18 protein-coding genes are annotated in these 19,094 nt (G+C 60.5%); 7 read left to right on the top strand and 11 right to left on the bottom strand.

Features of this window, described 5'->3' with window-relative positions; translation table 11 throughout:
• Nucleotides 1-30: 30 nt before the first annotated feature.
• The 6 genes from C8K61_RS07375 to C8K61_RS07350 all read right to left on the bottom strand — a co-directional run bounded on the left by C8K61_RS07375 (nucleotide 31) and on the right by C8K61_RS07350 (nucleotide 4,602).
• The gene (locus C8K61_RS07375) at nucleotides 31-267 is read right to left on the bottom strand and encodes a hypothetical protein (RefSeq protein ID WP_108095830.1); all 237 of its coding nucleotides are present in this window, start codon (nucleotides 265-267) and stop codon (nucleotides 31-33) included.
• A 563-nt stretch (nucleotides 268-830) separates the two neighbouring features.
• Entirely contained in the window at nucleotides 831-1,043 is a 213-nt protein-coding gene (locus tag C8K61_RS07370) for a cold-shock protein (RefSeq protein ID WP_108095560.1), read from the bottom strand.
• 201 nt (nucleotides 1,044-1,244) lie between these two features.
• Nucleotides 1,245-2,015, bottom strand: coding sequence for an L-cystine ABC transporter ATP-binding protein TcyN (gene tcyN, locus C8K61_RS07365; protein ID WP_108095829.1), 771 nt, complete (start codon nucleotides 2,013-2,015; stop codon nucleotides 1,245-1,247).
• 7 nt (nucleotides 2,016-2,022) lie between these two features.
• A complete protein-coding gene (tcyL, locus tag C8K61_RS07360; protein ID WP_108095559.1) occupies nucleotides 2,023-2,691 on the bottom strand; it encodes a cystine ABC transporter permease in 669 nt (222 codons plus the stop codon).
• On the bottom strand, nucleotides 2,688-3,488 hold the full coding sequence (gene tcyJ / locus C8K61_RS07355) for a cystine ABC transporter substrate-binding protein (RefSeq protein WP_108095558.1): 801 nt from the start codon (nucleotides 3,486-3,488) through the stop codon (nucleotides 2,688-2,690). Before tcyJ ends, tcyL begins: the two co-directional genes overlap by 4 nt.
• Before the next feature lie 121 nt (nucleotides 3,489-3,609).
• Nucleotides 3,610-4,602, bottom strand: coding sequence for a D-cysteine desulfhydrase (locus C8K61_RS07350; protein WP_108095557.1), 993 nt, complete (start codon nucleotides 4,600-4,602; stop codon nucleotides 3,610-3,612).
• A 668-nt stretch (nucleotides 4,603-5,270) separates the two neighbouring features.
• Here C8K61_RS07350 and C8K61_RS07345 point away from each other — a divergent pair.
• Together C8K61_RS07345 and rmuC are read left to right on the top strand one after the other, a co-directional pair.
• Entirely contained in the window at nucleotides 5,271-5,681 is a 411-nt protein-coding gene (locus C8K61_RS07345; protein ID WP_108095556.1) for a tetratricopeptide repeat protein, read from the top strand.
• A 167-nt stretch (nucleotides 5,682-5,848) separates the two neighbouring features.
• A complete protein-coding gene (gene rmuC, locus C8K61_RS07340) occupies nucleotides 5,849-7,228 on the top strand; it encodes a DNA recombination protein RmuC (protein ID WP_178086437.1) in 1,380 nt (459 codons plus the stop codon).
• Between the two features lie 61 nt (nucleotides 7,229-7,289).
• Here rmuC and C8K61_RS07335 read toward each other — a convergent pair whose 3' ends face one another.
• Nucleotides 7,290-8,216 (bottom strand): alpha/beta fold hydrolase, encoded by a 927-nt coding sequence (locus tag C8K61_RS07335; protein WP_108095554.1) that lies wholly within the window; start codon nucleotides 8,214-8,216, stop codon nucleotides 7,290-7,292.
• A 192-nt stretch (nucleotides 8,217-8,408) separates the two neighbouring features.
• Nucleotides 8,409-11,894, bottom strand: coding sequence for a hybrid sensor histidine kinase/response regulator (locus C8K61_RS07330; protein ID WP_108095553.1), 3,486 nt, complete (start codon nucleotides 11,892-11,894; stop codon nucleotides 8,409-8,411).
• Between the two features lie 167 nt (nucleotides 11,895-12,061).
• Between C8K61_RS07330 and C8K61_RS07325 the strand changes: the two genes are divergently transcribed.
• The 5 genes from C8K61_RS07325 (at nucleotide 12,062) to C8K61_RS07305 (ending at nucleotide 16,552) form a co-directional block, all read left to right on the top strand.
• The gene (locus C8K61_RS07325) at nucleotides 12,062-12,631 is read left to right on the top strand and encodes a GNAT family N-acetyltransferase (protein WP_108095552.1); all 570 of its coding nucleotides are present in this window, start codon (nucleotides 12,062-12,064) and stop codon (nucleotides 12,629-12,631) included.
• Nucleotides 12,632-12,633: 2 nt separating this feature from the next.
• Nucleotides 12,634-13,488 (top strand): AraC family transcriptional regulator, encoded by an 855-nt coding sequence (locus tag C8K61_RS07320; protein ID WP_108095551.1) that lies wholly within the window; start codon nucleotides 12,634-12,636, stop codon nucleotides 13,486-13,488.
• A gap of 29 nt (nucleotides 13,489-13,517) precedes the next feature.
• Nucleotides 13,518-14,231: an AzlC family ABC transporter permease gene (locus C8K61_RS07315; RefSeq protein ID WP_108095550.1), complete on the top strand. Its 714-nt coding sequence runs from the start codon at nucleotides 13,518-13,520 to the stop codon at nucleotides 14,229-14,231.
• Nucleotides 14,231-14,560, top strand: coding sequence for an AzlD domain-containing protein (locus C8K61_RS07310; RefSeq protein WP_108095549.1), 330 nt, complete (start codon nucleotides 14,231-14,233; stop codon nucleotides 14,558-14,560). Before C8K61_RS07315 ends, C8K61_RS07310 begins: the two co-directional genes overlap by 1 nt.
• Nucleotides 14,561-14,677: 117 nt before the next feature.
• Nucleotides 14,678-16,552 (top strand): MFS transporter, encoded by a 1,875-nt coding sequence (locus C8K61_RS07305; RefSeq protein ID WP_108095548.1) that lies wholly within the window; start codon nucleotides 14,678-14,680, stop codon nucleotides 16,550-16,552.
• 88 nt (nucleotides 16,553-16,640) lie between these two features.
• Here C8K61_RS07305 and sugE read toward each other — a convergent pair whose 3' ends face one another.
• From sugE to rdgC, 3 genes are all read right to left on the bottom strand, one after another.
• Nucleotides 16,641-16,955, bottom strand: coding sequence for a quaternary ammonium compound efflux SMR transporter SugE (sugE, locus tag C8K61_RS07300; protein WP_108095547.1), 315 nt, complete (start codon nucleotides 16,953-16,955; stop codon nucleotides 16,641-16,643).
• 117 nt (nucleotides 16,956-17,072) lie between these two features.
• Nucleotides 17,073-18,047, bottom strand: coding sequence for a bile acid:sodium symporter family protein (locus tag C8K61_RS07295; protein ID WP_108095546.1), 975 nt, complete (start codon nucleotides 18,045-18,047; stop codon nucleotides 17,073-17,075).
• A gap of 14 nt (nucleotides 18,048-18,061) precedes the next feature.
• Nucleotides 18,062-18,982, bottom strand: a complete 921-nt coding sequence (gene rdgC / locus C8K61_RS07290; RefSeq protein WP_108095545.1) for a recombination-associated protein RdgC — start codon at nucleotides 18,980-18,982, stop codon at nucleotides 18,062-18,064.
• Nucleotides 18,983-19,094 lie beyond the last annotated feature (112 nt).

The following is a 19,094-nucleotide window of genomic DNA, read 5'->3' as shown; positions in this document are numbered from 1 at the left end:
TTAGCTCTGACCGTCATGCTTGCCTTAGGTTCATGCCGCCAGGCCTTTGCTGGCCAGGGTTTGGCGCGTACGGTCGATCACATGCTGCAACGAACCATTGGCGTACTGCTCAGGGTAGAGGCGTTCGCAATGACGGGCAACGCCGCGTTCGTTGACGATGGTGAAGCTGAAGCAGCCATTACGCACAGCCTGAATATGGCAGGCCAGAGGGGCGAAGGCATTACGCAGGGTGCTGATGGCATCCTGAACTTGGGGTTGGGTATTCATCATTATTAGATGTTCCTACACACATGCGGCGTCGTTGCCGCTAACAAAAAAACTCCGATATTGGCCGCCAAAGGGGCGAGCGCAAATGACTCTAATCGGAGCAGGACCGCACGATAAAGTTCCGCCTACAGGCGATGCTCAAGGTGCAGGTAGGTACTTCGGAGGGCAGGTGCCACGGAACACTTTTATGTGCGGTTCCAGTGGTGAACCTGATCAATCAACGGATTGGCCGTTGCAGAGTAGGAGGCAACACGGCGGTCTTTACAGAGGGCGGTGATGCTTTATCTGGAGGCCAGCCAGGTGTGCTGTAAAAAGCGATCACTTGGCATCAGGCACTTCACATCAGCAGGGCTCGGTTGAGCTGAAAGCTGGAGGGGAGGGCGTAATTGATTTTCAGACGTGGTACTAACCGGGCGGCACCCTACGGGAAAAAACGCGCTGTGACCAGTTAGTCTGACCAGCGGTTGTATTGAGCCAATCTGCGGTCGCTGTTCCCCGCGCAAATCGCAGGCATAAAAAAGCCCCACCGGAGTGAGGCTTTTTACACTCAGCGCGAGGCTGAATTAGGCAACCTGAACTTCTTCAGCTTGCATGCCTTTCTGGCCTTTGGCAGCTACGAAAGTAACCGACTGGCCTTCTTTCAGGCTTTTGAAACCATCCGATTGGATAGCTTTGAAGTGTACGAAAAGATCGTCGCCGCCCGATTGTGGAGTGATGAAGCCGTAGCCTTTTTCATCGTTGAACCACTTAACGGTACCAGCTTGGCGATTGGACATGGTGTAGCTCCTTGAACAAAGTTAACTGAGGTCATAAGACCAGGTCGGGACTGAGTGCAAAGAGTAAAAGGAGTCGTGTGGCAAGAGCGAGCTTCCATTGCGATTCACGGTGACACAAGCAGCACAGTGGCAACACCATACAAGGTTTATTCGCCAAGTGCGAGCCCTTCGCAGCACCCTCAATCGCCCTCCTTTTACTCGTTAAATACTGGGCTGAGACACGCCATTCTGTTCGGTGAATTTACTCAGGAATTGTTGCGTGCGTGCTTCACGTGGATTGGCGAACAGCGCCTTGGCTTCGCCCTGTTCGACGATCACGCCCTGGTCGATAAAAATCACCCGGTTCGCCACATCGCGGGCAAAACTCATCTCGTGGGTGACGATAAGCATGGTTCGGTTTTCTTCAGCCAGGCTGCGAATTGCCGCTAGCACTTCGCCGACCAATTCCGGGTCCAGCGCCGAGGTAGGTTCGTCGAACAGAATCACGTCCGGCTGCATCGCCAGGGCTCTGGCGATGGCCACGCGTTGCTGCTGACCGCCTGACAGACGCCGCGGATACGCATCTTCCTTGCCTGCCAAACCGACCCTGGCCAACAGCGCCCGAGCCCGTTCGATGGCGCTGGCACGTGGCTCTTTTTTCACCACGATCGGCCCTTCAATAATGTTCTCCAGCGCGGTGCGATGGGGGAACAAATTGAAGTTCTGAAAGACGAAACCCACGCGTTGGCGCAGGCTGCGAATCAGCTCTTTCTGTTTGGCCAATGGCTTGCTGGCATCAATGAACATATCGCCGACCCGAATGCTGCCGGCACTCGGTTCTTCCAGCAGATTCAGGCAGCGCAGCAGGGTGGTTTTGCCCGAGCCGCTGGGGCCGATGATGGCCACTACTTCGCCCGCCGCGACATCCAGATCGATGCCCTTGAGCACCGTCTGCCCATTGAACACTTTGCTCAACGCACGTACTTCGATCATGGCCATCTCATTGCTCCTGGTTGTGGCGGTTGACCCGCGCTTCCAGGTGGTTTTGCAGCAGCGCCAGGGCACTGGCTAGCAGCCAATAGATCAGCGCAGCAGCCAGGTACATGGTGAAAATCTCGAAGGTGCGCGCGGTGATCAACTGCGCCTGGCGGAACAGCTCAGGCACCTGAATGGTGGCAGCCAGCGCGGTGTCTTTGACCAGCGAGATAAAGCTGTTGCCCAGCGGCGGCAAGGCGGTACGCGCGGCTTGCGGAAGAATTGCGCGGCGCAGGGTTTGCGCGCGGGTCATGCCGATGCTGGCGGCCGCTTCCCATTGCCCACGGTCAATCGAGCCAATGGCTGCGCGCAGAATCTCGCAGACATAAGCCGCCATGTTCAGCGAGAAGCCCACCAGTGCTGCCGGCAGCGGGTCCAGTTGGATACCCAACTGCGGCAAACCGTAATAAATCATGAACAGCTGGACCAACAACGGCGTGCCACGGAAGAACGACACATAGATGCGCGACGTCCAGCTCAGCACGCGAAGCGCCGACAAGCGCATCAGCGCCAGGCCAAAGCCCAGCAGCAGGCCGAAGAACATGCCGCCCAGGCTCAGCACCACCGTGTAGAGCGCGCCCTTGAGTAGAAAAGGCGCGGAATTCAGCGCGAGCTGAAGACTCTCCTCAATCATTTAGTCACGTCAGCCTTGAACCACTTCACTGAAAGCTTTTCCAGCGTGCCGTCGGCGCGCAGTTTGGCGATGGCTTTGTCGATGGCAGCGAGCAATTGTGGGTTGCCTTTGCGCAGGGCAATACCAGCTTCCTGTGGCGCGAAGGGTTTGCCGGCTACGGCGAGGGTGTCGCCGGTTTTCTCGATCAGCTCGAAGGCAGCCAGGCGGTCGCCAAGAATCGCATCGAGGCGGCCCACACGAACGTCCTGATTACGGCTGGCGTCGTCGTCATAGGTGCGGATGTCCGCCTCTGGCACGTTCTCTTTAAGCCATTGTTCGTAGTTCGTGCCCAGTACCACGCCGACCTTCTTGCCGTTCAGATCGCTAGGTTTGCTGAACTTGTCTTCCTGGCCTTTGCGGGTCAGCACCTGGATACCGGAAACGGTGTAGGGGCTGGAAAAGTCGTACTTCTTTTTGCGCTCTTCGGAGATGGTCACCTGGTTGACCACGATGTCCAGACGCTTGGATTCCAGCGCCGCGAGAATGCCGTCCCACTTGGTCGGTTGGAACTCGGCTTTCACGCCCAGCTCTTTGGCCACGGCTTCGGCGAACTCGACTTCGAAGCCGGTCAACTTGCCGCTCTCGTCCTGGAAGTTGAACGGTGGATAAGTGCCTTCCAGGCCGATCTGGATCGAGCCCTTTTTCTGAATGGTTTGTAAGAGGTCATCAGCCGCTTGGCTGGAACCGATGAAACTGGCGCCGAGCACCAAGCTCAGGCTGCCGAGAATGAAGGTACGGCGCAGTGCGGAGATGGTCATAGCAAATCCCTGTAATCCGTGGGTGGGGTATTAAGTGGGGATAACTATAGAGCGAAAAATAATATGCAATAAAATAATATAAAATTAGATATCGCTAACTTTTTAGAATATAAAAAAGAACCTACGCCGGATGGTAGGCAAACAATGCAGGTGAGCCGCCGGTGTGCAAAAACAGCAGCGGGCCAGCGCCGGCAAAACGTTCTGTGGCGATGCCGTCGAGCAAGCCGGCAAAGGCCTTGCCGGTGTACACCGGATCGAGCAGCACACCTTCCTGGCTGGCCAGAAGTTTGATCGCGGCCAGGGTGCCGGCATTCGCTTCGCCGTAACGCGGGGCGAAATACTCGTCCCACAGTTCCACCTTGAAGGCCGTCGGTACGGGCACGCCGAGCAGCTCGGCGGTGCGTTCCGCCAGGCCCTGAACCTTAGGTAATTGGGTGGCGACCGGGCGTGACACGGTGACGCCAATGACTGGCAACTGCGGTAACCGCTCGGCCAACGCCAAGGCCAGTCCGCTGTGGGTGCCGGCACTGCCCGAGGCCAGTACCACGGCCGCAAAGTCGACGCCGCTGGCCTCGATCTGCTCGGCCAACTCTAAACCCGCGCGCACATAACCCAGCGCCCCCAGCGCATTGGAACCACCAATCGGCACCACATAAGGGTGTTTGCCTTGGCGGCGCAAACGCTCGGCTGTTTCCTGCAGCAATTTATCGGCGTTATCGAGGTTGGCAACCAGTTCGACCTCGGCGCCAAACAGGTCTAGCAGCAGGCGATTGCCGTTGCTCAGGTAGTTGCTGTTGGCGGTGCCGATGGGGTTTTCCAGCAACGCCACGCAGCCCAGGCCCAGGCGCGCCGCCACTGCCGCCGTCTGGCGCACGTGGTTGGACTGAATTGCCCCGGCCGTGACCAAGGTGTCGGCGCCTTGGCGTTGGGCGTCGGCCAACAGGTATTCGAGTTTGCGCACTTTATTGCCGCCGAGGGCGAACTGAGTGGTGTCATCCCGTTTGATGTACACCTCGCGCCCCAGCGTTGCAGAAAGCCGCGGTAGAAATTCGAGTGGTGTTGGGGCGGTAAACAGTGGCAAGCGGGCAAAACGTTTGAGGTGCTGACTGATCATGGTTGGGGGCGAACCAGTGAGGCGAGAAGCAGAGGACTATAGGTAGCGATCGGAGCCTTCACAACTGCTGGTGTGGCCAGGCCCCATGCTGGCCAATTGATTCGCTTGCACAGCTTTAGCGCACCCGTTCACATTGACCCACGAGATGGAAAAACGGCTTTGCTGAGTTTGCCGGCAGTCGAGCTAACAGAGTTTGATGATGAAATTGTGTCGACTCGCTTACGCCCGACCAAGCGTCACCTCAGTAGTTCCGTGGGTTGCAGGAATTGCTGTAGGAAAACTTCCTGCTTCCACGACCAAACAGTTGCTGCTGGCGCCCCCAAAAAGGGCGTCAGGCGAACGGGCGTCAAAACTTGTGCACAATTGGGACGCGGCCCTACGTCAGCGGCGAAAAAACTTATAAGGCGCTTCCAGGTTTTTTCTTTGCCGATTAAGTCAATGAAAAATATAGACTTTTTGAGTTGGTGAAAAAATCATCAATTCGACTTTGAGCCCCGCGCCATCGGCCTTCGCGAGGCTTGCTCCCAAGTTACCCACTGAGTTATCCACAGGTTCTGTGGATTGTCCCAAGCGCTTGCTCTAGCTCGCGGGTGGCGGATTTTTTCAAAGCTTTACCCACGAAAAAATTGGAGTAAAGTGGCCGCCCTCTGTCGCCATCGCCGTTATTTATGCCGCGCAATTCCATCACCGCTGTTACACAAACTACGCCGCGTTTTCCATTGCGGGTGGCCTTGTGGCTATTGGATAGCCCTCGCTTTGGCCAGAGGGTCAGCACCAAACAATTCGCCGGCCGTTTGCTCAAACAACCGGCGCGCGAAGGTGTAGTGGTGGCACAAAGCCGTCTGGGTGAATTGCTCTGCCGCGATTGCGGCAATACCCGCGACCGGCGTATCGGTTTTGAGTTATTGCGGCAGGCCGGCCGTGCTCACGACCGTCGCGCACAGCTTGAGCTGGGGCGTCTGTACTGTCAGCCGCGTCACTACGACCTGGCCGAGGCCAAACACTGGCTGGAGCTGGCCGCAGCACAAGGCTGCGACGAAGCCAGCCAACGTTTGCAGGCATTGCCCGCACCGTTGTAAACCGCGCATCCAAGGCTGGTTATACTGCCGGGCATTCTTGCGCGGAGCCTTTCATGCCTATCGATGTGCCCTCCCTGTTAATTGGTTTGGCCGCGGCCGCTGTGCCGTTGCTGGCACTGCTCTGGCAACAGCAACGGCAGCAGGCGGCGCTGGAGGCGCATAACGCCTTGCTCGACGAGCGTCTGAGCACCGCGCAATTGGCCCAGGATGGCTTGGCCGCGCAACTCGATGGGTACCGCAGTGACATTGCCGAGCTGATCGAAACCAAAGCCGAACAACAGGCCGAACTGGCGGCCCTGCGCCGCGAAACCGATTTACTCCAGAGTGAGCGCAGTCGTGCCCGTGATGCCGCGCAAGAGTGGCGCAGCGAGCGCGAAAGCAAAGAAGCCGAGCTGCGCCAACTCAGCGCCGAGCGCGCGAGCCTCAGTGCCGAACTGCGTGAGCAGCAAGACAGCCACCAACAACGCCTGCGTGACCTGCAAGGTTCCCGTGACGAACTGCGTGCGCAATTCGCCGAGCTGGCCGGGAAGATCTTCGACGAGCGCGAACAGCGCTTTGCCGAGACTAGTCAGCAGCGCTTGGGCCAGTTGCTCGACCCGTTGAAAGAGCGCATCCAGTCCTTCGAAAAACGCGTGGAAGAGAGTTATCAACAGGAAGCCCGCGAGCGCTTTTCCCTGAGCAAGGAGCTGGAACGCCTGCAGTTGCTCAACCAGCGCCTGGGCGATGAAGCCACCAACCTCACCCGTGCCCTGCAAGGGCAGAAAACCCAGGGTAACTGGGGTGAGTTGGTGTTGGAGCGGGTGCTCGAACATGCTGGCCTGGAGAAGGGCCGCGAGTACCAGACTCAGGTCAGTTTGAAAGGTCAGGACGGTGCGCGCTTTCAGCCTGATGTGCTTATCCAGCTACCGGGTGAGCGCCAAGTGGTGGTGGACGCCAAGGTCAGCCTGACTGCCTACCAGCAGTCGGTGGTCGCTGAAAACGATGGCGTGCGCCAACAGGCGTTGAAGCAGCACGTGCTGTCGTTGCGCAGCCATTTGAAGGGTTTGTCGCTGAAGGATTACCAGCGTCTGGAGGGCCTGCACAGCCTGGATTTTGTGTTGCTGTTCGTGCCGATCGAGGCGGCGTTTGCGGCCGCTTTGCAGGCCGACCCGGGCCTGTTCCAGGAAGCCTTCGAACAGAACATCGTGATCGTCAGCCCGACCACTTTGCTGGCCACCTTGCGGGTGATAGACAGTCTGTGGCGGCAAGAGCGGCAAAGCCAGAACGCGCGGGAGATTGCCGAACGTGCGGGCGCGCTGTACGACAAGTTCGTGGCCTTTATCGTGGATCTGGATGAAGTCGGCAGTCGCCTGCAGCAGCTCGACAAAGCCTACGCTGCAGCGCGCAACAAACTCGCCGATGGTCGCGGCAACATCATCAGTCGGGTGGAAAACCTCAAGTTACTGGGTGCCCGTGCGAGCAAAAGTCTGCCGACCGACTTACTTGAGCGTGCCGCCGGTTTGCCGCATTTCGATGATGATGAAACTGAAGCGATGCCCCCTTCATAGGTGCCGTTCGGCCCATTGAGGCTAAAGCCACAGGAATTCTCAGTACTGGGTAGGAGAGGCTTCAGCTTCGAAGTTGTTGACCCTTGGCGGCGACAAATTCTTTAATCCACCCCGCCAACGGTGCCGGCTCAGCGAGCAATTGCCAATGCCCTGCCGCCACCTCGCGGCGTACCAGGTTGGGCGCCCAGTGCTGCAGATTATCGAATAGCTGCGGGCGGACAAAGCGGTCGCGGGTCAGTACCACCAACTGCACCGGCACCTGGGTATAGCGCTGGCGTGGGGTGAACAGGCTGCGGATAAAGTTGGCGCGGTACAGCTTCACGCCGTGCTGGCCGTCCGCACTCTGGGTGCTGCTGATGCGCACCGGGCGAATGCCTTCCACCTGGCGCAAAAAGCGCGGCCAGAGTTTGGCCATACCGTGGCGCCAGGCCAGCTCCGGCAACAGCGGCAGGTGGAAAAAGGCGATGTACCAGGAACTGAGCAACTGGCCGACCAATTGGCGTAGTGCGCCGAAGGTGCGCGCTTTGCCGCGTTCGCCCATCCAGTATCCGACATGATCCAGGCAGGGCCCGGAAATGCTGGTGTATGACGCCAGATGTTTCTGCAGGCGCGGTTCGGTGACTCCTTCCCAGCTTTGAATCGAGCCCCAGTCGTGGGCGATCAGGTGCACCGGTTGTGTTGGGCTGTGGGCGAGGATGACCGCTTCGAGGTCATCGGCCAGTAGCGGCAGGCGGTAGTCACGGGGGTGTCGAGGTTTGTCCGAAGCGCCGGCACCGCGCACGTCGTAGGCAATTATCTGAAAGTCTGCTGCTAACTGGTTGATCAGCGGCAGCCAGACTTCGTGGTTGTCCGGGTAGCCATGCACCAGCAGCAAGGTCGGCCTGGCCGGATTGCCCCATCGATAGGTGGCCAATTGCACGCCGCTGCTGTTCACCATCAGTTGCTGGGTCACAGGGGCGGGGCAGGCGATCTGAACGGCAACGGTCATGGCGGCACTCCAATCGGGCAGGGCGCCAGTATTGGAGCAGCGTGCAAACCAAGGCCAGTGGGTGGCGGCGATTAACGTCGGTTTCCAACCCAAGGTTAGGGGGAGCGCCTTAACAGCATCGCGGCTAAAGCCCCTCCCACAATGGAATGCGATCAACTGTGGAAGGGGCTTTAGCCGCGATGCTTTTGATCTTTAACGTAGTGGCAAATGCCGACTCAGCAATGCCCGCAACGCCGCCGGTTTGACCGGCTTGGGCAGGTACTCAAGCCCGGCCGCGTGCACCTGGGCAATCAATTCCGGGCGGCCATCGGCGCTGATCACAACGCCAGGTACCGGCTCACCCAGGCGGGTGCGCAGCCAGGCCATCAACTCGGTGCCCGTTTCGCCTTCGTCGAGGTGGTAGTCCACCAACGCCAGTTGCGGGCGCACATCCTCGGCCAGCAGGTGTTCGCATTCGAGGCGGTTGCGTGCCGTCCACACCTGGCAGCCCCAGCGCGACAGCAGGCTGTGCATGCCCACCAGAATGCTGTCTTCGTTGTCGATACACAGCACCTGGGCGCCGCTCAGGTGGTGGCCGTTTGCGTCGCTGCTGTTGCCGATGACTGCCGTCGCCGACGGCGCTCGTGCCAATGGCACGGTGACGCTGAACACGCTGCCCTTGCCCGGCCACGAGCGCACTTCGAGCTTGTGGCCGAGCACCCGGCACAAACCATCGGCAATCGCCAAGCCCAGCCCCAGGCCTTTTTCCGCGCGTGTCTGGTGGCTGTCCAGACGTTTGAATTCTTCGAAAATCACCGCGCGTTTGTCTTCTGGAATACCCGGGCCGCGGTCCCACACTTCCAGGCGCAGGCCTTCGCTGCAGCGGCGTACGCCCAGCAGTACATGGCCGCTGGCGTAGCGGAAGGCGTTGGTGAGGAAGTTCTGCAGCACCCGACGCAGCAGTTTGATGTCGCTGTCGACCCGCAGTTTGCTGCCACGCAAATGGAAGCTCACGCCCTGTTCCTGGGCCTGTGCTTTGAACTCGGCGCCGAGGGTGTCGAACAGCGTGTTCAGTTCGAAGGCGTGGCGCTCAGGGGTAATGCGGCCGTTTTCCAGACGGGAAATATCCAGCAGGTCGCTGATCAGGTCTTCGGCTGAGCGCAGCGAGCTGTCGAGGTGGCGGATCAACTGCTGGGCTTCGGCCGGCAACGCCTCCGGTTGGTGGGCGAGGGCGGCAGAGAACAGGCGTGCCGCATTCAGCGGCTGCATCAGGTCATGGCTGACAGCCGCGAGGAAACGGGTCTTCGACTGGTTGGCGTTTTCCGCCACGCCCTTGGCTTCGCTCAGTGCCAGGTTCAGTTGCGACAGCTCATGGGTGCGCGCGGCCACCCGCTGTTCCAGGCCTTCGTTGGCCTCTTTCAAGCCTTGCTCGGCGTCGCGGAAGGCGGTGATGTCGGTGAAGCTCATAACAAAACCGCCGCCCGGCATCGGGTTGCCGATCAGCTCGATCACGCGGCCATTGGGGAACAGGCGTTCAGAGGTATGCGCCCGGCCCTGACGCATCCAGTACAGGCGCCGCTCGACATGCGCGTCCGCCTCGCCAGGGCCACAGAGGCCGCGCTCGGCGTTGTGGCGAATGATGTCGGCAATCGGCCGGCCGACGCTGATCAGCCCGTCGGGGTAGTCGAACAGTTCCAGGTAACGGTGGTTCCAGGCCACCAGGCGCAGGGAGGGGTCGACCACGCTGATGCCCTGGGTGATGTTCTCGATGGCGCCTTGCAGCAAGGTGCGGTTGAACTGCAGGACTTCAGAGGCTTCGTCGACGATGCGTACTACGTCCTCGACCTGCATGTCGCGGCCTTCAATGGCGGCTTTCACCACGGCGCGAGTCGAGGAAGCGCCAAGCACACCGGCGAGCAGGCGTTCGGTGTGGGCGATCCAGTCGCCATTGGCCGGTTGGTCGGGGTTGAAACTCTTGCCCTGGCGGTAGGCGAAGCGGATGAAGCTTTGCTGCGCGCGCTCTTCGCCGACAAAGCGGCTGGCCAGGTTCAGCAGGTCGTCCACCTGCACCGCCAGCTGGTTGCGGCTGCTGGGTTTGTTGCCGAACTCCTGGCTGATAAAACGTCCGGCCTGCCAGTGTTCAGCCACCCGTGTACGGGAAAAATACGACACCCAGACAAACAGTGTGCAGTTACTCGCCAGCGACAACACCACGCCACGGGTCAGTGGGTCGACCTGAAAACCGATGGGTTGATAGAGCAGGAACTCCAGCCCCGGAAACTTCGCCAGCGACCAGCCCAGGCTATGGGCCACAACCGGTAGCACCAGGGTGTAGAACCACACCAGGCAGCCGGCGGTGAGCCCAGCGAACACGCCGCGGCGGTTGGCCTGTTTCCACAGCAGGGCGCCGAACATCGCCGGCGCCAGTTGGGTGATGGCGGCAAAGGAAATCTGCCCGATGGTGGCCAGGCTGGCGTTGGAACCGAGCAGGCGGTAGCAGACGTAGGCCAGCAGCAGAATCACCACGATGCTCACCCGGCGCACCGAGAGCATCCAGTGGCGGAACACCTCGAAGGGGCGTTCGGCGTTTTGCCGGCGCAGCAGCCAGGGTAGCAACATATCGTTGGAGACCATGGTCGACAGCGCCACGGCCTCGACGATCACCATACCGGTGGCCGCCGAGGCGCCGCCGATAAACGCCAGCATCGCCAGCGCCGGGTGGGCATGGGCCAGCGGCAGGCTGATGACGAAGGAGTCGGGAATCACTCCGGGCGGCAACAGCATCTTGCCAGCCAGGGCGATGGGAATCACGAACAAGCCGGCCAGGGCCAGGTAGGCGGGAAACACCCAGCGCGCCAGGCGGGTGTTTTTCGGCTCGATGTTCTCTACCACCGTCACATGGAACTGCCGCGGCAGACAGACGATGGCCATCATCGCCACGCCGGTCTGCACGATCAGCGACGGCCAGTTGATGGTTTCGGCCCAGAAGCTTTCCAGTTGCGGGGTGGCCGCGGCCTGGTCGAGCAAATCGCTGAAGCCGTTGAAAACGCCCCAAGTGACATAGGCACCGACCGCCAGAAACGCCAGAAGCTTCACCAGCGATTCAAAGGCGATGGCCAGTACCATGCCGCGGTGGTGCTCGGTAGCATCCAGGTTTCGCGTGCCGAACAAAATCGAGAACAGCGCCAGCACCAGCGACACCACCAGAGCAGTGTCTTGTGAGCGGGTGCCAGTGGTGTCCTGCACATGGCCGGTGCCGATCAGCATGTTTACGCCGAGCACGATGCCTTTCAGTTGCAGGGCGATATACGGCAGTACACCGACCAGGCAGATCAGCGCCACCACCACCGCCAGCAGCTGCGATTTGCCGTAGCGGGCGGCAATGAAGTCAGCGATGGAGGTGATGTTTTCCTGCTTGCTGATCATCACCATCTTCTGCAGCACCCAAGGGGCGAACAGCATCAGTAGGATCGGGCCGAGGTAAATCGGCAGGAATGACCAGAGTTGCCCGGCGGCCTGACCCACGCCGCCGAAGAAGGTCCAACTGGTGCAGTACACGGCCAGCGACAGGCTGTACACCCAGGCTTGCACCTTGGGTGGCATGGGCGTGCGGCGGCGGTCACCATAGAAGGCGATGGCGAACATAATGGCCATGTAGCACAGGGCGACCGTGGCGATCAGCCCGCTGGACAACGACATGCGCACTCCGAAAATGCTGGGGTTTATTTGTGCAGGTGGCACCTCGTGGCGGAACGCCCGGGTGCTGGTCAGTGTCGCATCAAAGTGTCATTCAGTCAGGCGCGACTAAGGTCGCAAGCAGTGCTCCACTGCTTGGCGAGCGCGCGTCGGTTATAGGAAATTCAGTCATGTTCAAACCCCAACTCATCACCCTGCAGCGCGGCGCACTGCGGCTCGAACCGCTACTCGATGCGGATATCCCGGCCCTGGTGACCCTGGCTGAAGCCAATCGCGAGCAGTTGATCTACATGAGTGGCCCGCTGCGCCTGGACTGGTACCGCAGCGCCTTGGCGCAGCAGCGCGACGACCAGGCGTTGCCGTTGGTGATCCGACTGGGGGATCGGCTGGTGGGCACCGCACGTTTTTTTGATTTTCAGCCGGCGCTGCCGTCCTGCGAAATCGGTGGCACCTGGCTGGATGCCAGCCAACATGGCACCGGCCTCAACAGCATGATCAAGTACCTGATGCTGCGCCACGCCTTCGAAAGCTGGCGCATGGTGCGCGTGCAGTTGCGCACCGCCGCCAGCAACCTACGCTCGCAAGCGGCCATCGACAAACTCGGCGCGGTGCGCGAGGGCCTGTTGCGCAATCATCGGCGTCTGGCCGATGGGCGCCTGGACGACAGCGTGCTATATAGCCTCACCGACCGTGAGTGGCCGGCAGTGAAACAACAACTGGAGGCGCGTTTCAGCGGGTAACGATGGCGGCGGCGGGTGAGCGGACACGGTTTTGGCAGGCAGAGGAGCTGGGTGGCGTCGAGCTGCTGCATGCCCACTACATTGAGCAACGGTTCGCCCCCCATGTGCATGACGGCTATGTGTTCACCGTGATCGAGCGTGGCGCCCAGCGCTTCAACCACCGTGGTGCGGAGCACCTGGCGCCTGTAGGCAGCATGGTGTTGATCAACCCCGACGAACTCCACACCGGCTCCAAGGCCCACGACGACGGCTGGTTGTACCGCGCCTATTACCCGGAAGTCGGTCAGGTCAACTCGGTGTTTGACGAGTTGGAGCTGGCCCCGGAAGGCTTGCCCTCATTTGCTACCAGCGTGCTCCAGGACCCGCAATTGGCGGCGCTGTTCAGTGGCCTGCACCGTTTGCTCGGCGATGCCAGTGCCTCGGCGTTGGAGCGCCAGACCGCCTGGCGCGAGGCAATTCTGCTGCTGTTCCAGCGCTACGCCAAAGTACGCACTGCCGCCGAGGCTGGCCGTGAACCACAGGCAGTGGCGCGCGCGAAGGAGTTGCTCACTACCTGTTTGGCCGAGCCACCGTCACTGGAGCAATTGGCGGCGGCGGTCAATCTTTCACCGTTTCATTTCGCCCGCGTGTTTCGCCGCGCCACCGGCCTGCCGCCGCATGCCTGGGTCAAGCAGCGGCGTATTGAGCAGGCGCGCGCCCTGCTCAAGGCCGGCTGCGCGCCAGTGAGCGTGGCTATGCAATTGGGTTTCGCCGATCAGAGCCATCTGACCCGGCAGTTCAAGCAAGCCTACGGTGTCGGCCCCGGTGAATACCGTCAGGCCTGCGCAAGATCGTTCAAGACCGTGAGCAACGACTGACCTAGGCTTGAGGGTCAGGAGGAGCTTCAATGACCCGCTCGCAGTTGTTTGTTTATGGTTTGCGCGACAGCGTGCCGATGATCGTCGGCATCGCCCCCTTTGGCATTATCTACGGCACCCTTTCCAGCGTGGCCGGCCTCAGTCTGTGGCAAGCGCTGGGTATGTCGCTGCTGGTGTACGCCGGCTCAGCCCAGTTCATCGCCATCAGCCTGCTGACGGCGGGCACCGGGGCCGCAGTGATTCTGTTCACCACCCTGATCGTCAACCTGCGCCATGTGCTCTACAGCGCCTCCTTGCAGCCGTATATCGCCCATTTGCCGCAGGCCTGGCGGGTGCCTTTGGCGTTCGGGTTGACCGACGAAACCTTTGCGGTGGTGCAGCGCCGCTATCTGGCCCATGGCGCGGGCAACCACGGCCAGTGGTACCACGCCGGTGTCGCGGTGGCGTTGTACCTGTGCTGGATCAGTTCGTCGCTGCTCGGCGTGCTATTCGGCCAAGCGATGCCGAGTCTGGCGGGCTGGGGGCTGGACTTCGCCATGTTGGCGACCTTTATCGGCATCGTCGTACCGCTTCTGCGTAACTTTCCCCAGGTTGCGGCAGCGCTGGTTGCCGGGGCTGTGGCTGTGGTCTGCCATGCGCTGCCCTACAAGCTGGGACTGTTGGCGGCGGCGATGGCCGGGATTGTGGTGGGCGTGGTGCTTGAACGCCGGGCCGCCAGCGTAGTGGCCGGGGAGGGTGTGTGATGCAGATCTGGTTGCTGATTCTGGGCATGGCGCTGATCACCTTCGCCGTGCGTTACAGCCTGTTCGCCTGGCCTAACCTGCGTTTTCCGCCGCTGGTACTGCAAGGCCTGCACTATGTTCCGACCGCTGTACTGACGGCCATCGTGGTGCCAGGCATGTTGCTGCCAGATGGTGAGCATCTGGCCGTGCAGTGGGACAACGCTTACCTGTTGGCCGGGCTCGGAGCGATTGTGATCGCTGCCGTCAGCCGCAACCTGCTCGCCACCATCGGCGGCGGCTTCGTACTGTTCTTCCTGTTGCGTTGGGCGTTCGGGCAACTACCGTTGTGATTTAAGGGTTTTTCGCCTTTTCCTGCACAATTTGCGTTATGCCCTGTGGCTTTGTGCCATGCACTTGCAGTCCAATGCTGGACGGCCAGCGTGGCCTCATACAGGTACACAGGGATCATGACCACACACTCGCAGTTTGCCTTGCTCGGTAAAAAACGCTTTCTGCCTTTCTTCGTCACGCAATTGCTCGGCGCCTTCAACGACAACATCTTCAAGCAGTCGCTGATTCTGGCCATCCTGTTCAAACTGAGTATTTCCGGCGACCGCACGGTGCTGGTGAATCTCTGTGCGCTGTTGTTCATCCTGCCGTTCTTTCTGTTCTCGGCCCTCGGTGGCCAGTTCGGCGAAAAGTTCGACAAGCACAAGCTGATTCGCGCCATCAAACTGGCTGAGATCCTGATCATGGCGGTGGGGGCGGCGGGTTTTTTGCTCAACAACCTGACGCTGATGTTCATCGCCCTGTTCGGCATGGGCACCCACTCGGCGCTGTTCGGCCCGGTGAAATATTCGATTCTGCCAGCAGCCCTGCAGGAAGATGAGTTGGTGGGCGGTAACGCCCTGGTGGAGATGGGCACCTTTCTGGCCATTCTCGCTGGCACCATCGGCGCTGGCATCATGATGTCCGAGTTGACCTACGCGCCGCTGGTGGCCACCGCCATCGTCGCCATCGCCACCGCCGGTTACCTCACCAGTCGCGGCATTCCGCCTGCCTCAGCCGCGCTGCCGAGCCTGGTGGTGGACTGGAATATCTTCCGTCAGTCCTGGGCAATTCTGCGCATGGGCCTGGGCCAGCGCCCGGCAGTGTCGCGCTCGATTGTGGGTAACTCGTGGTTCTGGTTCCTCGGCGCCATCTACCTGACGCAGATTCCGGCCTACGCCAAAGAGTGGCTGTACGGCGATGAAACCGTGGTCACCCTGATTCTCACTGTGTTCTCTGTCGGTATTGCACTGGGTTCGATGCTCTGCGAGCGGTTGTCCGGGCGCAAAGTCGAAATCGGCCTGGTGCCGTTTGGCTCCATCGGTCTGACCGTGTTCGGCATTCTGCTCTGGTGGCATTCGGGTAATTTCCCACAGACCGCCGAGGCTCACAGCTGGACCCAGGTGCTGAGCTACGGCCAGGCCTGGTGGGTGCTGGCTGACATTCTCGGCATCGGCGTATTCGGCGGATTTTACATCGTGCCGCTGTACGCACTGATCCAGTCGCGCACCGCCGAGAACGAGCGGGCGCGGGTGATTGCTGCCAACAACATCCTCAATGCGTTGTTTATGGTGGTGTCGGCGATTGCCTCCATCCTGTTCCTGGCCGTGGCCAAGCTGAGCATCCCGCAGCTGTTCCTGGTGGTGTCGCTGATGAACATCGCGGTGAACAGCTACATCTTCAAGATCGTCCCTGAATTCACCATGCGCTTCATGATCTGGCTGCTCAGCCATTCCATGTACCGCGTGGAGCACCGCGACCTTGAGCAGATCCCGGACGAGGGCGCGGCGGTACTGGTGTGCAACCACGTGTCGTTCGTCGACGCGCTGCTGATTGGTGGCGCCGTGCGCCGGCCGATTCGTTTCGTTATGTACTACAAGATCTACAACCTGCCGGTGCTCAACTTTATCTTCCGCACCGCTGGCACCGTGCCGATTGCCGGACGCAGTGAAGACCTGCTGATCTACGACCAGGCGTTCAAGAAGATTGGTGAGTACCTGAAAAATGGTGAGCTGGTGCTGATCTTCCCCGAAGGCAAGCTGACCACTGATGGTGAGATCAACGAGTTCAAGGCCGGTGTCACGCGCATTCTCGAGGAGCATCCGGTGCCGGTCATTCCGTTGGCCCTGCAAGGGCTGTGGGGCAGCTTCTTCAGCAAGGACCCGAACAAGGGCGTGTTCCGTCGCTTGTGGTCGCGTATCACTTTGGTGGCGGGTGCGCCGCTGGCGCCGGAAGCGGCTACGCCTGCTGTGCTGCAGGCGCAGGTGGGGGAGTTGCGTGGCACGGTGAGGTAACTAACGGCTGACATCGCAATCGCGGCTAAAGCCGCTCCTACGAGATCGCACGATCCGTAGGAGCGGCTTTAGCCGCGATTTTTTTGGATCAATGACTCAGTTTAAGCCCGATCAACCCACAAATAATCAACGCCACACTGCCCAAACGAATCAGGGTAATGGCCTCGCCAAACAGGATGATGCCGGCGATCACCGTGCCCACTGCACCGACTCCGGTCCAGATGGCATAGGCGGTGCCCAGCGGCAGCTCTTTCATGGCCAGGCCGAGAAGGCCCAGGCTGACCAGCATGGCACCAACGGTAAGTGCGGTGGGGAGGGGGCGGCTGAAGCCGTCGGTGTATTTCAGGCCTACGGCCCAAGCTACTTCGAACAGGCCGGCGACGAACAGAATGATCCAGGACATGGGACTACTTCCACAGAGAGTGGGGTCGTCCCCGATCTACTAGGCAGGCCCGAGGTCGTCCTTGGGCTGTGCGGTATTTTGCACAAAGCTCGCCCAAGGGCAAGCTCAGTGATTGTTTCAGGATGCTGGTTGCGCAGGTTCTGCTGGCTGCTCCGGCGCTCTGGCGTCGTCTGCCATGCGGCGGAACCAGGTCGCCAACAGCGCCCCGGAAATGTTGTGCCATACGCTGAACAGCGCGCTGGGTACGGCCGCCAAGGGTGAGAAGTGCGCACTGGCCAGCGCTGCCCCCAGGCCGGAGTTCTGCATGCCCACTTCCAAGGCCAAGGATTTGCGCTGCGCCAAGGGCAGCTTGAACACTTTGCCGGTGAAGTAGCCGAGTAGAAAACCGAAGCTGTTGTGCAGAATTACCACCGCCATGATCAGCAGACCCGACTCGGCAATCTTCGCCTGGCTGGCCGCCACCACAGCGCTGACGATGAGCACGATGCTGACCACCGACACCAGCGGCAATACATCCACTGCCAGTCGCGTGCGCTCACCGAGCAGCCGTTGCGCCACCACGCCCAGCACGATGGGCAGCAGCACCACCTGCAGGATCGACCAGAACAGATCGGCGAACGACACCGGCAGCCAGGCTGACGCCAATAGCCAGATCAACGCGGGCGTCAGCAACGGCGCGAGCAAGGTGGTGACGGCAGCAATCGCCACCGACAACGCCAGGTCGCCCTTGGCCAGCCAGGTCATCACGTTCGAAGCCGTGCCGCTCGGGCAGCAGCCCACCAGAATTACACCCACCGCTATCTCGGCCGGCAGGTGAAATACCTGGCACAGCAACCAGGCCACGCCCGGCATGATCACAAAATGCGCGACCACTCCCAGCGCTACCCGCCAGGGGTGGCGGGCGACTTCGGCAAAGTCATCGAGCTTGAGGGTCAAGCCCATGCCGAACATCACCACGCCGAGCAGCGGCACGATGGCCACTTTCAGGCCAACAAACCACTGCGGCGCAAAGAACGCCACTACGGCAAACAGCAGCACCCAGTAGGCGAAGGTGTTGCTAACGAAACGACTGAGGGCGGCCAGTGCGCGCATAGGTCAGGACTCGATCAGATGCCTTGCGGCATTTCTTCGCCGCCGAGGGCGTCGAACAGCTGTGGCAGGAACTCGGTGAAGGTCAGCATCATCAAGGTGAAGCTGGCGTCCAGTTGGCCCAGGGCCTCGTCGCCGCCATCCTGTTCAGCCTGGTCGGTGAGCAGGTCTTCAAAGCGCAGGCGCTTGATGATGGTTTTGTCGTCGAGCACGAACGACAGCTTGTCTTCCCAGGCCAGCGACAGCTGAGTGACGAACTTGCCAGCTGACAGGTGCAACTGGATCTCTTCGCTGGTCAGGTCCTGACGTTTGCAGCGCACGATGCCGCCATCTTCCTGGGTGTCGCGCAGCTCGCATTCGTCCAGCACGTGGAAGCCTGGGGCGGCGGTCTGGGTTTTTACCCACTCGGTCATGGTCGCGGTTGGTGCGACTTTTACCGTCAGCGGGCGCACTGGCAGCGAACCGACAGCCTCGCGCAGGGTGGACAGCAGGTCTTCGGCTTTTTTCGGGCTGGCAGCGTTGACCAGAATCAGGCCTTGCTTGGGCGCGATGGCGGCGAAGGTAGAGGAGCGGCGGATAAAGGCGCGTGGCAGGAAGGCCTGGATGATCTCGTCCTTGATCTGGTCGCGCTCTTTCTTATAGACCTTGCGCATCTGCTCGGCTTCGATCTCGTCGACCTTTTCCTTGACCGCGTCGCGCACCACGCTGCCCGGCAGGATGCGGTCTTCTTTGCGTGCGGCGATCAGCATGAAGTCCTGGCTGACATGCACCAGGGGCGCGTCTTCACCTTTGCCGAAAGGTGCGATGAAACCGTAGGTGGTCAGTTCCTGGCTGGCGCAGGGGCGAGCAGGTTTGGCGGCCAGTGCGGTTTCCAGTGCTTGCGCATCGAAGGGCAGATCTTGAGTGAGGCGATAGACGAGCAGGTTACGGAACCACATGAGGGGGGAACTCCATTTTTCGCAAAGGGCGCATTATTCCCCCCTGGGCGCCATTGGCCAACCCTGCGCTAAGCCTTTGGAACGTCAGTAAAAATTATTTTAAAAAGGGCTT

The sequence above is a fragment of the Pseudomonas sp. GV071 genome (assembly GCF_003050835.1).
GTDB lineage: Bacteria > Pseudomonadota > Gammaproteobacteria > Pseudomonadales > Pseudomonadaceae > Aquipseudomonas.
The sequence above is the reverse complement of the archived record's forward strand: the minus strand, read 5'-3'. Positions and strand labels throughout refer to the sequence as shown.

Coding starts and splice junctions, on each gene's coding strand:
- C8K61_RS07375 (WP_108095830.1), bottom strand. CDS start 267: ATGAATACCCAACCCCAAGTTCAGGATGCCATCAGCACCCTGCGTAAT.
- C8K61_RS07370 (WP_108095560.1), bottom strand. CDS start 1,043: ATGTCCAATCGCCAAGCTGGTACCGTTAAGTGGTTCAACGATGAAAAA.
- tcyN (WP_108095829.1), bottom strand. CDS start 2,015: ATGATCGAAGTACGTGCGTTGAGCAAAGTGTTCAATGGGCAGACGGTG.
- tcyL (WP_108095559.1), bottom strand. CDS start 2,691: ATGATTGAGGAGAGTCTTCAGCTCGCGCTGAATTCCGCGCCTTTTCTA.
- tcyJ (WP_108095558.1), bottom strand. CDS start 3,488: ATGACCATCTCCGCACTGCGCCGTACCTTCATTCTCGGCAGCCTGAGC.
- C8K61_RS07350 (WP_108095557.1), bottom strand. CDS start 4,602: ATGATCAGTCAGCACCTCAAACGTTTTGCCCGCTTGCCACTGTTTACC.
- C8K61_RS07345 (WP_108095556.1), top strand. CDS start 5,271: ATGCCGCGCAATTCCATCACCGCTGTTACACAAACTACGCCGCGTTTT.
- C8K61_RS07335 (WP_108095554.1), bottom strand. CDS start 8,216: ATGACCGTTGCCGTTCAGATCGCCTGCCCCGCCCCTGTGACCCAGCAA.
- C8K61_RS07330 (WP_108095553.1), bottom strand. CDS start 11,894: ATGTCGTTGTCCAGCGGGCTGATCGCCACGGTCGCCCTGTGCTACATG.
- C8K61_RS07325 (WP_108095552.1), top strand. CDS start 12,062: ATGTTCAAACCCCAACTCATCACCCTGCAGCGCGGCGCACTGCGGCTC.
- C8K61_RS07320 (WP_108095551.1), top strand. CDS start 12,634: ATGGCGGCGGCGGGTGAGCGGACACGGTTTTGGCAGGCAGAGGAGCTG.
- C8K61_RS07315 (WP_108095550.1), top strand. CDS start 13,518: ATGACCCGCTCGCAGTTGTTTGTTTATGGTTTGCGCGACAGCGTGCCG.
- C8K61_RS07310 (WP_108095549.1), top strand. CDS start 14,231: ATGCAGATCTGGTTGCTGATTCTGGGCATGGCGCTGATCACCTTCGCC.
- C8K61_RS07305 (WP_108095548.1), top strand. CDS start 14,678: ATGACCACACACTCGCAGTTTGCCTTGCTCGGTAAAAAACGCTTTCTG.
- sugE (WP_108095547.1), bottom strand. CDS start 16,955: ATGTCCTGGATCATTCTGTTCGTCGCCGGCCTGTTCGAAGTAGCTTGG.
- C8K61_RS07295 (WP_108095546.1), bottom strand. CDS start 18,047: ATGCGCGCACTGGCCGCCCTCAGTCGTTTCGTTAGCAACACCTTCGCC.
- rdgC (WP_108095545.1), bottom strand. CDS start 18,982: ATGTGGTTCCGTAACCTGCTCGTCTATCGCCTCACTCAAGATCTGCCC.